Annotated in this window: 20 protein-coding genes; 7 read left to right on the top strand and 13 right to left on the bottom strand. The window is 42.3% G+C overall.

From position 1 onward, the window contains the following. Positions 1-150: 150 nt before the first annotated feature. Both Q9M42_RS02665 and Q9M42_RS02660 read left to right on the top strand, forming a co-directional pair. Positions 151-462, top strand: coding sequence for a hypothetical protein (locus tag Q9M42_RS02665; RefSeq protein ID WP_322524985.1), 312 nt, complete (start codon positions 151-153; stop codon positions 460-462). Between the two features lie 37 nt (positions 463-499). Further along, positions 500-1423 carry a hypothetical protein gene (locus tag Q9M42_RS02660; protein ID WP_322524984.1) on the top strand — a complete coding sequence of 308 codons (924 nt, stop codon included), beginning with the start codon at positions 500-502 and terminating at the stop codon, positions 1421-1423. Positions 1424-1799: 376 nt separating this feature from the next. Here Q9M42_RS02660 and Q9M42_RS02655 read toward each other — a convergent pair whose 3' ends face one another. Together Q9M42_RS02655 and Q9M42_RS02650 are read right to left on the bottom strand one after the other, a co-directional pair. Then, complete coding sequence (locus Q9M42_RS02655; protein ID WP_322524983.1) at positions 1800-2216, bottom strand: hypothetical protein; 417 nt, start codon at positions 2214-2216, stop codon at positions 1800-1802. Positions 2217-2413: 197 nt separating this feature from the next. Next, a complete protein-coding gene (locus tag Q9M42_RS02650; RefSeq protein WP_322524982.1) occupies positions 2414-2587 on the bottom strand; it encodes a hypothetical protein in 174 nt (57 codons plus the stop codon). Positions 2588-2892: 305 nt separating this feature from the next. Between Q9M42_RS02650 and Q9M42_RS02645 the strand changes: the two genes are divergently transcribed. Further along, positions 2893-3105 carry a hypothetical protein gene (locus Q9M42_RS02645; protein ID WP_322524981.1) on the top strand — a complete coding sequence of 71 codons (213 nt, stop codon included), beginning with the start codon at positions 2893-2895 and terminating at the stop codon, positions 3103-3105. Between the two features lie 50 nt (positions 3106-3155). Then, a complete protein-coding gene (locus tag Q9M42_RS02640; RefSeq protein WP_322524980.1) occupies positions 3156-3446 on the top strand; it encodes a hypothetical protein in 291 nt (96 codons plus the stop codon). A gap of 288 nt (positions 3447-3734) precedes the next feature. Here Q9M42_RS02640 and Q9M42_RS02635 read toward each other — a convergent pair whose 3' ends face one another. From Q9M42_RS02635 to Q9M42_RS02610, 6 genes are all read right to left on the bottom strand, one after another. Beyond that, positions 3735-3887 carry a hypothetical protein gene (locus Q9M42_RS02635; protein ID WP_322524979.1) on the bottom strand — a complete coding sequence of 51 codons (153 nt, stop codon included), beginning with the start codon at positions 3885-3887 and terminating at the stop codon, positions 3735-3737. Positions 3888-4001: 114 nt separating this feature from the next. Continuing rightward, on the bottom strand, positions 4002-4148 hold the full coding sequence (locus tag Q9M42_RS02630) for a hypothetical protein (protein ID WP_322524978.1): 147 nt from the start codon (positions 4146-4148) through the stop codon (positions 4002-4004). Then, positions 4149-5021, bottom strand: a complete 873-nt coding sequence (locus Q9M42_RS02625) for a DnaA ATPase domain-containing protein (RefSeq protein ID WP_322524977.1) — start codon at positions 5019-5021, stop codon at positions 4149-4151. Beyond that, complete coding sequence (locus tag Q9M42_RS02620; RefSeq protein ID WP_322524976.1) at positions 4909-5754, bottom strand: DnaD domain-containing protein; 846 nt, start codon at positions 5752-5754, stop codon at positions 4909-4911. The genes Q9M42_RS02625 and Q9M42_RS02620 overlap by 113 nt, the downstream gene beginning before the upstream one ends. A gap of 176 nt (positions 5755-5930) precedes the next feature. Continuing rightward, positions 5931-6170 (bottom strand): hypothetical protein, encoded by a 240-nt coding sequence (locus tag Q9M42_RS02615; protein ID WP_322524975.1) that lies wholly within the window; start codon positions 6168-6170, stop codon positions 5931-5933. Positions 6171-6225: 55 nt separating this feature from the next. Beyond that, on the bottom strand, positions 6226-6363 hold the full coding sequence (locus Q9M42_RS02610) for a hypothetical protein (RefSeq protein ID WP_022794716.1): 138 nt from the start codon (positions 6361-6363) through the stop codon (positions 6226-6228). A 365-nt stretch (positions 6364-6728) separates the two neighbouring features. Between Q9M42_RS02610 and Q9M42_RS02605 the strand changes: the two genes are divergently transcribed. The 3 genes from Q9M42_RS02605 to Q9M42_RS02595 all read left to right on the top strand — a co-directional run bounded on the left by Q9M42_RS02605 (position 6729) and on the right by Q9M42_RS02595 (position 8717). Continuing rightward, a complete protein-coding gene (locus tag Q9M42_RS02605; protein WP_322524974.1) occupies positions 6729-7298 on the top strand; it encodes a DUF4352 domain-containing protein in 570 nt (189 codons plus the stop codon). A gap of 174 nt (positions 7299-7472) precedes the next feature. Beyond that, positions 7473-8360, top strand: a complete 888-nt coding sequence (locus tag Q9M42_RS02600; protein ID WP_322524973.1) for a DUF4352 domain-containing protein — start codon at positions 7473-7475, stop codon at positions 8358-8360. Positions 8361-8375: 15 nt separating this feature from the next. Continuing rightward, the gene (locus Q9M42_RS02595) at positions 8376-8717 is read left to right on the top strand and encodes a DUF4064 domain-containing protein (protein WP_322524972.1); all 342 of its coding nucleotides are present in this window, start codon (positions 8376-8378) and stop codon (positions 8715-8717) included. A gap of 366 nt (positions 8718-9083) precedes the next feature. On the opposite strand, the gene Q9M42_RS02590 is transcribed toward Q9M42_RS02595, so the two are convergent. The 5 genes from Q9M42_RS02590 to Q9M42_RS02570 all read right to left on the bottom strand — a co-directional run bounded on the left by Q9M42_RS02590 (position 9084) and on the right by Q9M42_RS02570 (position 12263). Beyond that, complete coding sequence (locus Q9M42_RS02590; protein ID WP_322524971.1) at positions 9084-10280, bottom strand: flagellin N-terminal helical domain-containing protein; 1197 nt, start codon at positions 10278-10280, stop codon at positions 9084-9086. Positions 10281-10364: 84 nt separating this feature from the next. Then, entirely contained in the window at positions 10365-10556 is a 192-nt protein-coding gene (locus tag Q9M42_RS02585; RefSeq protein WP_322524970.1) for a carbon storage regulator, read from the bottom strand. Positions 10557-10926: 370 nt separating this feature from the next. Next, a complete protein-coding gene (locus Q9M42_RS02580; protein ID WP_322524969.1) occupies positions 10927-11379 on the bottom strand; it encodes a protein-export chaperone SecB in 453 nt (150 codons plus the stop codon). 15 nt (positions 11380-11394) lie between these two features. Beyond that, complete coding sequence (locus tag Q9M42_RS02575) at positions 11395-11835, bottom strand: hypothetical protein (protein WP_322524968.1); 441 nt, start codon at positions 11833-11835, stop codon at positions 11395-11397. 14 nt (positions 11836-11849) lie between these two features. Beyond that, a complete protein-coding gene (locus Q9M42_RS02570; protein ID WP_322524967.1) occupies positions 11850-12263 on the bottom strand; it encodes a hypothetical protein in 414 nt (137 codons plus the stop codon). Positions 12264-12280: the final 17 nt, after the last annotated feature.

Raw genomic sequence — 12280 nt, 5'->3', positions numbered from 1 at the left:
AATTGTTATTTACCTTGGCTGGACAGCGTATGCGAAAAACCAACAGGCAAAGCAGGACTGACCCCGCGGGAGGAAAAACGGGGTTTTCTGCGGGCTGGCACAAAAAATGGCATAGATGTGCCTGCTCATTCTTTCGAGGGGGGATGCTTGGTGGGCGTTTTTCTGATTAGTGTCGATTTAATCAACAATACGAAAACCAGCAACTACGACAATCTGCTCGATTTAATTACGCACCTGGCCGCAAACGGCAAAGCTAGACAGGTTACCCGGAACGTCATCGTGTTTGAAAGCTCCCGGGGGACAGCAGAAATCAGACAGGCGGCGGATGCCTTTTTAAAGGGATTAAAAATCAGCGGCGAAATCTCTAAATACCATTTTATTTTAAGCAAAGTCAGTGAGCTTGAATTCAAATCGAAAGAAGAACATTTCCTAAAAACGATTAAACAGACGAACCGCGTATAGGGAAATTGAGATAAGCAGTATATCCAGGGGGAGTTTCATGCAGAAAAAAAGAAAATGGCGGCACCTTCCCGGGTTCCGGACAGGCACGAGATGGAAGCTTGCGACGGCCTCTCTGGTTTACGTGCTTCTTATTGCTGGAGTCATCGCCGCTGTATTAGGGGGAAAATCGGCAAGTAACACGGAAGAAAACCTCCGTGAAGAAAAAGCTGCTGCAGAGACAGAAACGGCTGATGAAGAAGCAGCGTTAAAAAGCTGCAGTGATTTCGAAGACGATCAACAGCTGTATGACTACTGGACGGAGCACGAATACAGCTCTGAAAATGATCCCGGCAGTCTTGATGCCAATAACGACGGCGTACCCTGCGCAGTGCTGTCCGAAGACATGAATGATGAATTCACGGCTTATGAAAAGGAACAGACCGGCGGGGCTCCTGAAGCAGAGGTTCCTTCGTACACAGTGCACGAAGGGGAAAATGCGACGTACGATAATGGCATTTATCTGAATTATTATGTGATCCTGGAAGCAGACCCTGTTTCGATTGATGAAGTGGATATTGATACCATCAGTGACGAGGTAATCATGGAGGTGAAAGACCAGAAAGAATTTCACCTTTTGACGATCAACTTTGTTGATGCCAAAAAAGCGATGGATTATGGCAGCTACGTTTACGGAAAAACGGATTACTTCCCTAACGGAGAAATCGCGGCGGCAGAAAATTATGAACCTGGCGACTACAGCGACCACGAGATTAACACGTTTTATGGCTCCATGAACAATGAAGGCCTGCCGAAGCAGCGGGAGGAATACCCGACCGACAAACAGCTGGACATGTACTTTTATTGGGCGGGTCCGGCGTACGATGAAAGCACGGGTGCCAGCCCGGTGGAAGCTACCGCTGCCGAATTCAATGTCTCCGAAGAAGAGGTGGAGCGGGCCATTCAAAGAGCGAGCAACCGTTAACAGCAGGCTGCTCGCTCTTTGAATATTTTTGACATTATTTCTATCCAAGGACTCATTAATGAATACAGTTCATCCGATAAAGTACATGTGGGATGAATGTTTCATCCCGCTCCTGAGACCAGCCCCGTGTTCCCCGCGGGGCTTTTTTATTAACAGAAAAGCCTCAGTCTATAAAAAAGGACTATTGCCTCGTGAATTTAAAATGTAAGCGCTTTAAAATAAGTAGTGCACCACTTCTCTATATCATCTCCCTGGATGAAGGATAGGACTGGAATTTACAAAGGTATATTCCCTCAGTTTGCCCTGTGTACGCACAGGGTCTTTTTCGTTTTTATGCAGGACAAGTATCCTAAGCAGAAAACCGGCTTCCAGTGACTTACTCCAGTAAATAGCTTTGAAAGGTATAGGCGATGATTTTTTCCAGATCATTCTGCTCCAGTTCTTTACCGTCAACAGCATCAATTCTCCACGTGCCTTCATTTCCATTCGATAAATACAATGTGTCAAACGACTTTTCCCCGCCTGCAATTTCCTTGTTATGCCTGTTTGTCTGGAAAACAGCTTTTGCATTGAATTCATCGCTCTGTTCCCTATCAAATTCCACGCGAAGATTGGTCGGCTCCTGGGCAGCATTGGTTTTATCCTCACTGCCGTATTCATAAACTACAGACGCTCCGTTATCCGCCTTTGTTTTATTCACAGGCACATCGTGATCGTTTTCCAGCGTATCACTTGAGCGGTCCAGCCCCGTTTCGAGTTCCTCTATCTTTGCAGTTATTTCTTCCTCGTTCATTTCAATCCCTCCCAGTACTAGTAGTGGTCACTATAGCCTTTAACCGTCAGAGAGAAACCTTTTGTTTTTTAAATTTGCTAATACGTAATCACTGACACTGGCCCGCCCGGAGCAGATTAAGGGATGTTCTTTTTTCTTTGGACACATAAAAAAGCGCTCCTGCCAGAGCGCCAAAACATTTAAATTATAATAGCGGCTTACACCTTGATAAATCCTGGTAAACGAACCTCTTCGTCGATAACTGGTATCACAGCCAATGACGTTTCTTCTTTTGTGAGCAGGACTGAATTGCCGTTAAAACTCGTGACCTTATATTCCTTTCCACTGTTCCTATCACGGTACGTGTCTCCTACTTGAATCGTTTTTGTCATTTCAATCCCCCTAAAATAGTAGTGTCACTACATATCTTTCGCCAATTCCGGAGGATTTCCTTCTATTTCCTTACATTAATTCATAAAAAAGGACGATTGTAAGGTGCCGGCGGGTTTTGTAGTGCAGCACGCGTCCTCTCCCCGAAAATATTAATGCAGAAGCCCTAACAGACTTTTATGGCTTTTTTTGCCCTGCAAACAGCTGATCGAAATAAAGCTACCTGCATAAAAAGCATGAAACTTTAAATAGTAGTATTATAAATTAAACGAATGCTTTTATATTTCATACAGGCTGGAGGAATTCGATGAAAAAGAAAACTATGTTACTTGCCCTGGGCGTTTCTTTCGGTATTTTTTCAGCGGGCTGTAGTCTGGGGGAGAACGCTTCCCCGGACGAGAAGGAAAACAACGAGCAGGAAGCGTCTGAGCAACAACAAAATAACAATACGGAGGAAAGCTCTTCCCCGGAGGAATCGGTGGCCAGCCGTCTGAAGAAATCGATGTTGAGGAGAATTTAAAGGACGCGGCTGAACCGTATCATGAGGATATGCAGGAAGGCGCTCCTATCGTGGTAGAGGGCGAGATCACTCATGAATATTCGCCCCACGAAAACTTCAACCCTTACGACGAGCGTGTTTACAGAATGCATGCACCGTCAGAGGATAAACATACTTATTTAGTCACTGCCCCAGAGGGTAGTTATTTGAAGGTTGGTTTAACGATAGCTTTGTATGGCGGCTTCGATGGATTTGCCCCAAACACGGATGTTCCATTGGTTTTAGGGGACATTGCGGAGGATAGCGATATTGAGATGGAAAACGCACCGGATCAGGATGTCGAGCTCGAATCGTCGGATTAAGTGAATGTGAACGGCCAGGTGTTCGCCAAGGTTAATGCAGTATGCACTAGTTAATCTGAGCAAATACATGCGGCAATTTTTCTACCCTAAAAATTCTTTCACCCGCCACCGATAAATAAGTTTGATTATTAACGTTAGGATTAAAGGAATCGAAGAGAACGACAGCGCTCTCCCATCGATAGAATCCGATATAAAATGCAGGCTGAACATGATTAAAAATATTATCAGAAAAATATACATCGTGTTCGTGATAATTCTGTTAATTCGTATCAGCCTGTGGTCCTTCCCCTAAGACTCCTGCCGAAAATGCGGGGCTATAAATAACCCGATCGTAATGCCCCCGATTGTCTGGCCGGTAACTAACGTTTTATCCAGCTCTCCATCAAATATGTAGCTCATAATAATACTAATAACAAGAAACGTGCCGCCATAAAGTGCCATGAGTTTGATTCTTCTTTTCATTAAACCACCCCGTTATTTATTAACCTATCCCCTAATTTTTAGATCGGTTAACCAGACTTTCATATTAAACAATTCCTTTGTTCAGCTGCTTCATTACTTCACCACAAGTTTTTCCTTCTCAAAATACCGTTCCGCTTCTTTAAAGCGCTCCATGTTCCTCCGCACCCTCTCCTGCCTCAGCTGCTCTTCCGCTTCGTTCAGCTTTCTTCCCTGCAACACTATTCCACACGCTGGCACCATTTAATACACTCCTCTCAGCCGGTAGTTTAAGTCGTTTTTCGGGCCGGTGATTGTCACCAGAAAGGATTTGCACATCTGCACGATCCGGGACGCGAGCGCGTCGTCAACATCCACGAGCTCTTCCATGATTAGTTCCGTGGAAACGAGAATCGGCAGGTGATTCAGATACCGGTGATTGATCACGGCGTACATCTGCTCGATCTGCCAGGCGGTCGCCCGCGGCACTCGCTCATATCCGTCCTTCGTCCACTGCTTCACCGGCTTAAACAAATCATCGATAAACAGTACATCCGCCTTTTTCATGCGCTCCATTTTCCGCTCCAAAAGGGTGAAGTCATCTCGAAGGTCGTTGAACCCTTCAACGTACGGAAAATATTGGACGGATACACCCTGCTTCTGTCCGCCCTCTTCCTCGATCTTTTTGCGCTGCATGAGATTGTTGCTGAGCGCCGTCAGGATATGCGTTTTGCCGCAGCCCGGAGCCCCCATGATCAGCATGCTGTTCTCTCGCTGCTTTCGGAGCTCCTGGTAGTTGCTGTAATAGGCGAGCGCAGCTTCCTTCATACTCGCTACCTGCGGATCCACGTTGTCGGTCTGAAACTGCCCGAAGGTGACGTTCCGGAAGCTTTCGGTGATTTCACTGAATTGGAGCAGCCGCTGCGTCCGGCGCTCGCGAATGCATGGGCAGATGACCCATTTTTCCACTCCCTCCACCTTTTCCAGCCAGCCGGTCTGATCCTTGCATACCGTGCACTGATAATCATCCTCCCGGTCGGTACCATCCGTGGCCGAGAGTGGATTGCTTTTCACTTCCGCTGATTTCTTTTCGAGACTGTCGAGTACCTCCTGCATGCCTCTGGCTGTTCCTTCCATGTCGGCGTGCCTCCTTCTGCTGTTTTTTCGTTTCTTCGTACTTCTCTACATCATCAAGCGTGCGACAGTTGAACCGCTGCCAATCATTCAGGATTCGTTCGGCGTATTTCAGGCTGCGGCCGCCCTGGCAAATGGTAGTCTCTAATGCCCGAATAACGATCTCCGGGGAAAGCACCTCAGACCAGTCACCCAATCGCTCCCGGTGGTAGGCAGTCATCGTCCCGCCAAAATTTTCTTCGTAAAACTGAACAACGCTGTCGACGGCTCGGGGACTACTGTTTAATTCATCTGTCGAATTCAACTGCAGATCATCTGTTATGGAATCCGACACTTTGTCCGAATCCGGTTTGGTGACAGATTGTTCGGATGCAATAGCGCACTTTGTCATAATCGAATTCAACATTTTGTCGTAATCCAGCGCGTAGTGAAGCGTCGGCGCCCCGTTCGCTTTTTTCAGCCTGGTGGTGACCAGCTCTTTGTTGATCAGCTTATCGATCGACCCTTTGATTTTACGCCGGGTTAATCCAGTCTCCGCCTCCCATTCGCCGTAGCTTTTGTAAAAGAAGCCGTCGGTGCGCTTTGTTTTGTCGGCGTAGAACACGAGCTGATTTAAAACCAGCGCCGTGTTCAAATCGCCGTCCAAAAAATCGATAAAGATACGCGGCACCGTGATAATATGATCCTGTCCGCTCATTTTCTTCATGATCGCCCGCAGTTCCTGATGCTTGCTCACGCTTTTCACCTCTTTGGGAATGTTAGAGAAAACATCGAATTTATTTTTCGTCTTCCCCATGTTGTATATTGTATGGATGGTTCGTTTCGGGGGAGGAAAAACTATTATGTACGATGAATTTTTTTCATGACCGGAACTGTTTCCACCCAGCCTACAATTAAGCACAAAAAAACCCGCTACTCGGTATCGTAGCGGGCAGCCCCTTCCTTCTTCCACATCGCGTCGATGATGGGTAGTTCACTCAGGCGGGTAATAATATACTCTTTTTGGCGATACGTTTGAATGCTGTGAAATAATTCCTCTTCGGTTTCAAACGAATAAATCTCTTCCCCGTAATACGCATTAATAATTTCCTTGTACGCGCCGATGAGAATCTCATTGGTTTTTCCGCGCTTAGTGTAAGCAAAGTTACTCATTTTATCACCTTCTGCCTACACATTATCATAGTATTCTACCTTTTTATCATTACATTTATTTTACAAAATTCGGCTGCTCCAGCTGCTGCTGCAGCTCCTCCACACGCTCGGTATATTCATCGTGCGGAACCTCGCCTTTATCGTACTCCTCCTCCAGCGCCAGCTTCTCCGTAATTAAATGGGCTTTATTCATTTTTATCATCCCTTATTTTTTAAGTATAGTTCTTTACCTCTTTACAAAGGGGAAGCAAACGTCTTAATTCAACTTCAAGCAATTTTTAGACTTCAATCATGAAACAATTATCCTATATTCTGTTTATCTTTTTAATATAGGCACCATTTTTATATCTAACTCGATCATTACATTTTCAAATCCCATTAGTATTGCTCTCAATAGAGATCACCTGATAATCAAACGTAAACAAATGCATAGAAAATTTAATTATTGAGTAAAAAAGCATTATTTATAAGTAAAAAGTAATAAAAATAAATTGCCAATTAATCATATCACTGTTAAAATTAACCTCGTTTCATTACATAAGTAGGGGGTTAAGAGACATGGGGAAAATGTTTAAAGGCTGTCTGACAGGTGTCGGCGCTTTGGTCCTTGTGATCATTATTATTGTGATCATTGTAAGTGTTACCGGTGGAGGCGACGAAGATTCATCTGGCGACGGCAGCAACAATGAAAATTCTTCGGAAGAAAGTAATTCTTCAGGGGAAGAGGAGTCCGAGGAACAAACGTACAGCACTGGGGAGGAAGTTCAAGTTGGTGACGTGACTTATGTCATTAATGGAATGGAAACCTCCGATACAGCTGGTATGGAAGGAATGGAATCTGAAGCAGACGGTACTTTCATCGTTTTAGATGTTGAAGTGACTAACAACGGAAGCGAAGCTGTGACTATGGATTCTTCTTATATTTCATTACTCAGTGACGGAAACACATACGAGGCTGATGGCGCGAATTCTGAATTATTCTTAGAGCAGGTCAACCCAGATTCTACAATTTCAGGTGAAGTTGCATTCGATGTAAATCCTGATGTTGCTGAAGCAGAAGATTTACAAGCACAATTGAACGAAGGTATCTTCGGAAATAATTCAGCTACGGTTAATTTGAGCGAATAACACTAAAACCCTGCTATATGCAGGGTTTTCTTAAATTCCAAAAGAATTTAGACCAAGCGATCAAGCAATTTTCACTTTCGACTTCCAGTAGTTGCAGGGGCATTTTGATTTGCTGATAAATTATAGACATTAATTATATATTTGGATGTATATTCCAAATGGGGGTAATACAGATTGGAAAATTTATTTTTGCTTCTTTTCATTCTATCGTTTCTAGTTCTAGTGATATGGGCCGTTCATGCCGGCATGAGACTTATAGCTAAACGGGCATTGTTTGAAAAAATACGTACAAAGCATTATGTCATTTCTTTTGTAGGATTATTCGCGATTGGTTTCGGTGGCTATGCATTAGTTTCAGATGATGCTACCAATAACCAACAAGCACAGGAAGAATCTACAGAAGAAACTGAATCTGAAACGGACGAACAAGAACAACGTGCTGAGGAATTAGATCAGCGGGAACAGGAACTTGAAGAGCGTGAGCAGGCATTGGAACAACAGGAAGAGGAACAAAATAACTCAGAAGAACAGACGGATACCAATTCTGAGGAAACAAGTGAATCAGAATCTGATTCCAGCGAAGAGTCTTCTGATACAGAAAATGAAAATAGCTCTGAAGATTCATCTGAAGCCAATTCTTCCGATGAATTAGGTGAAACAGTTGATGTTGGTGCAGTATCCTTTCAAATTAATGATGTTTCCACCGCCTCTACAGTAGGCAGTGAGTATGCGTCTGAAACAGCGGAAGGCACGTACATTGTGCTCGACATGGTTTATACCAATAACGGCAGTGAAGCTGCTATGGTCGATTCTTCCCAGGTTCGTTTAAAACAGGATGGAAAAACATTTGAAGCAGATACAACAGCAAGCACCTATGCGAATTCTTCCGATGATCCCAGTGATGCAGCGGACTTTCTCTTTTCTGAAGTCAACCCAGGCTCTTCTATTGAAGGGCAAGTGGTTTTCGATGTGACTGATGAGGTGGCAGAAGATGACCATTTGGAAGCAGAAGTTACTGAAGGTGTTTTCGGCACCAATTCTTCTCATATTACATTAAAATAGCGGAGGTATTATAGAATGAATAGAACAGGCGAATTCGTTTTAGGTTTGATCGGAGGTATTTTAGGATTGTTTGCTGGTGTTTTTGCCCTTCTTTTCGGGGCAATAGACGCTGGCTTTTCAGAAACAGGCACAAGTAGCGTTACCGGGCTTGGTTTTGGCGCTTTGCTATTTTCAATATTAGGTATTGTCGGCTCAGTTTTAGTACGAAATAAAGCAAAACTTGGCGGCATACTAATGATTGTGGCTGCTGTAGGCGGTTTTATTAGTGTTTCTGCTTTCTTTATTATTTCAGGTATCCTTTTATTGATTGCAGGAATTATGGGCGTAGCGCGCAAAGACAAAACAGCAACCGAATAAATATAATTAACCTGCTTTCGAGCAGGGTTTTTTTACGCCCAAAATGAAGAGAAACGATTCTAGATGCGGGCAAACACAAAAAACCCTCCAGCCATTGCGGCTGAAGGGTTTTCTCAATCTTAGTACGTGGAGAGATACTGTTCGCGTTCCCAAGGGTGAACCTGGCTGCGGATTATATTATTTGCCAAACCCCCTAATTTTGATGTCGATAAAGCCTGTTAAATCAACATTTGAATAATATGATTACGATGGTTTTTCAACTTTTTAGGGGCGGATTAGGGGCGCGCCCCTAATTTTTTATTAGACATGTTCCATTTTGATCACATAAATGAAAAAGCAGCCCTCCAAGAGAGCTGCTTAACGTAATTACTGAAGTAATTGAAGTACAGATTGTGGCTGTTGATTTGCTTGTGCGAGCATCGACTGTGAGGCTTGAGAAAGAATGTTGTTTTTCGTCATGTTCATCATTTCTTTCGCCATATCAACGTCGCGAATACGAGATTCGGCAGACTGGAGATTCTCAGCAGAAGTACCCAAGTTATTGATAGTATGCTCTAAGCGATTTTGGTTTGCCCCCAGTTGGGAGCGTTCACCAGACACTTCATCAATAGCAGATTGAATTTTTGTAATAGCTTCAGACGCTTTTTCATGTGTAGAAAGATCTAACGCCTGTTCAGTCACTTCATTATTTGTTCCATCAGTAACTCCTAATTCTGCCCCAGTGCCTTCGCTAGTGATACCTAGAGCTGACGCTCTCATATCAGCAATATTTAGCGTGAGGCTTTGGCTTTCATTAGCACCGATTTGGAATTGAGCAGAATTTCCAGATCCCGCGTCTTTTCCTTCAACACCAGCAGTCGTAGTTTCAAAGTCAAGACCACTTGGAGCAGTCGAGGATTCTTCACCATCTTCTTGCGTTAATACCAGTTTATCTGTGCTGTGTGATGCTGTGTACTTATCGCCAAGATCAGAAGCATCAATGGCGGCAGCCAGTCCCTCAGCATCTGAGAATTCTCCATCAGCTGCAGTCGCCCCACTATCTACATAAGTGAAATTCACTCCATCAATAGTAACGTCCTCTGTTCCAATATCGTCCGTACTAGTGAACTCTCCAGCAACTGCTGCTATTGCTTCTGACCCATCTTTTTCTCCGTTCAACAGTTTTTGTGTGTTGAACTCAGTGGTATTACCGATACGGTTAATTTCTGATGTCAAAGAGTTTACTTCTTTTTGAATCTCATTTCTGTCTGTGTCAGTGTTTGTATCATTCGCAGCTTGTGTTGCTAATTCACGCATCCGTTGCAGAATATCTTGTGTTTCATTCAAAGCTCCTTCTGCAGTTTGAATCATGGATACGCCGTCTTGAGCGTTACGATCTGCTTGCTCCAGACCACGGATTTGGCCGCGCATTTTTTCACTGATTGCTAGACCAGCTGCATCATCTCCCGCACGGTTGATGCGAAGACCAGAAGAGAGTTTCTCCATTGAGTTACTCATATTGTTCTGGTTAGTGCTCATTTGGCGCTGTGCATTCATAGCACCGAGGTTGTGATTAATAATCATTCTTTACACGCTCCTTATGTGTTTTTGGGGTCACGTCCTTATGGCCCCTTTTATATACAAATCCCTTTAGGATAAGTACCGATTTTAGTCCTGCTGATGGTTCAGCAGCTTATCTCGCAAATCTCCTTCTGCGAGCTTTTCACGAACAATTTTCTTATCCTTGGGAGCATCGATTACGACGCGTGTATATCCACCCTCTTGTTTCACTACAGCGATGGCGATATCGTCTCCGATAAAGATACGCTCGTTTTCTCTGACTCCTAATGCTAATGGCATTTCCATTCCTCCTTGAATGTTTGTTCTACTCCTTTTATCGGACCAGTTTGTATGATGTTTAGCTTTTTTATAGAGAAGTTGTAAATTATTATAGGGAATTTAAAAATGGAAGGAGGGGTGGGTTAATAAACCAAAAAACAGCCCTTAAGGAAGGACTGTTTTCTGGAGACAAGTTTTCAGTGTGGGAAAACATTATACAAGGTGGTTCCTCGAGGTAAGGAACTTCTTTAGTATAGCCAGATGAACTGCAATTGGAAAACGGCGTATTTTCTCGCCAGGGGCGAAATAGGCGCTATTTGCTCGTTTAGCTTAAGCTGATGACGTTTCTTGATGTTCAATATAACTTTAGGCATACTCGAAGTTTTAATTGTTATGAATCATCTTCCGAGAAATTCTTAAAGTCATCAAACATTTTATGCGTATCAAAAGCAGGTAATAGAACTTGATTGTAAGTATTATCGTAACCAGTTACCATTGATATAATATTTCTTATATAAGGCATCACAATAGCTGAACCATTCGTTTTTACTAATGAGTGGAGTTCTTCATCTTTAATTTCTAAATCAGTTAAAAAGATACCTTCTATTGTTATATCTAAATCAAGTATAGTTTGTTTTTTATATGCCTTTACCTCCACTCCCAAAGATAAAGTTGAAGTCTTCTTTCTTACTCCCTCAATTTCTTCCGAAATTTCAACATCTGAACTTCCAACATTAAAGCGTATATCAATTTTACCACGTTTACCCTCTTCAACTTCTTCATCTATCACATTATAGTTAAGATTTTTTATTCTGAATTTCTTAAACTCCAAATCTGCCTGCATGTTTTCCTCCACACGTTAAGTTATTTTTTCATTTATTTCTATAAAAAATCTATCTATCAATAAATTATCATCAATTGCATCAAATTCGGCACTAATACTTGTGCTTAATTCAGCCATTTCAACATAACCATTAGCCATTGTAGTAAACATAAAATCTTCATTTTCAGTAATACTATCGAAATAACTTTTCGTTAGTTTTGCTAATTCTTCTTTATCTTCAAGAAGTACAAAATTTTTTATTCCTCTTAAAATTAGTTTTTCATATGTTAATTTTCCTATTATTTCAGCAAAAACTTTATCCTCCATTATTTTGTCTGAAAAATTATGAAATATATAATACCAATCTTCCTCTGGATCATACTCGTAGGCAATATCAGTTATAGAGAGGTCCGCTTCATCGATTACACTTTCGATAAAAGCTTTCAATTCTTTATCTTCATTTACAGCAATCAACAATTTCTTCCCCTCCTTTATATAAGAATTTTTAAGATCTCTTCATGTAGTGACTCGTAATATTTCACTTTCTTTTTTATTTCTTCCATTTCTTTTATGGCTATTCTATCGTCTTTATAATCAGCTTTCACTCTCATCCTTTTAATATCTCTTATGATTGTTGGAGTATTTCCGATACGGGCTCTCATGTCATGAGAGATTGAATTGAGATCGTTAATTTTCCTAGAAAAATGATTTAGCAAAGCTTCGTGTGAACCACCATCATTTCTATTGTAAACGTACCCAAAATGCTTCTTGTTTAAAAATAGAAAGTCTTGAAATACTGAATAATAAAACCTATTGCAACTGGCATCATACAACCCTTCTTCTTCCAACAGCTTAGCTGCTTTACGATTACTTTCCATTTTTTCGTATAGATCGTTTAGACTCATTTAAATACCTCGATCGT

This window comes from Marinococcus luteus (assembly GCF_034497705.1).
In the GTDB taxonomy this organism is placed as follows: Bacteria; Bacillota; Bacilli; order Bacillales; family Marinococcaceae; genus Marinococcus; species Marinococcus luteus_A.
The sequence above is the reverse complement of the archived record's forward strand: the minus strand, read 5'-3'. Positions and strand labels throughout refer to the sequence as shown.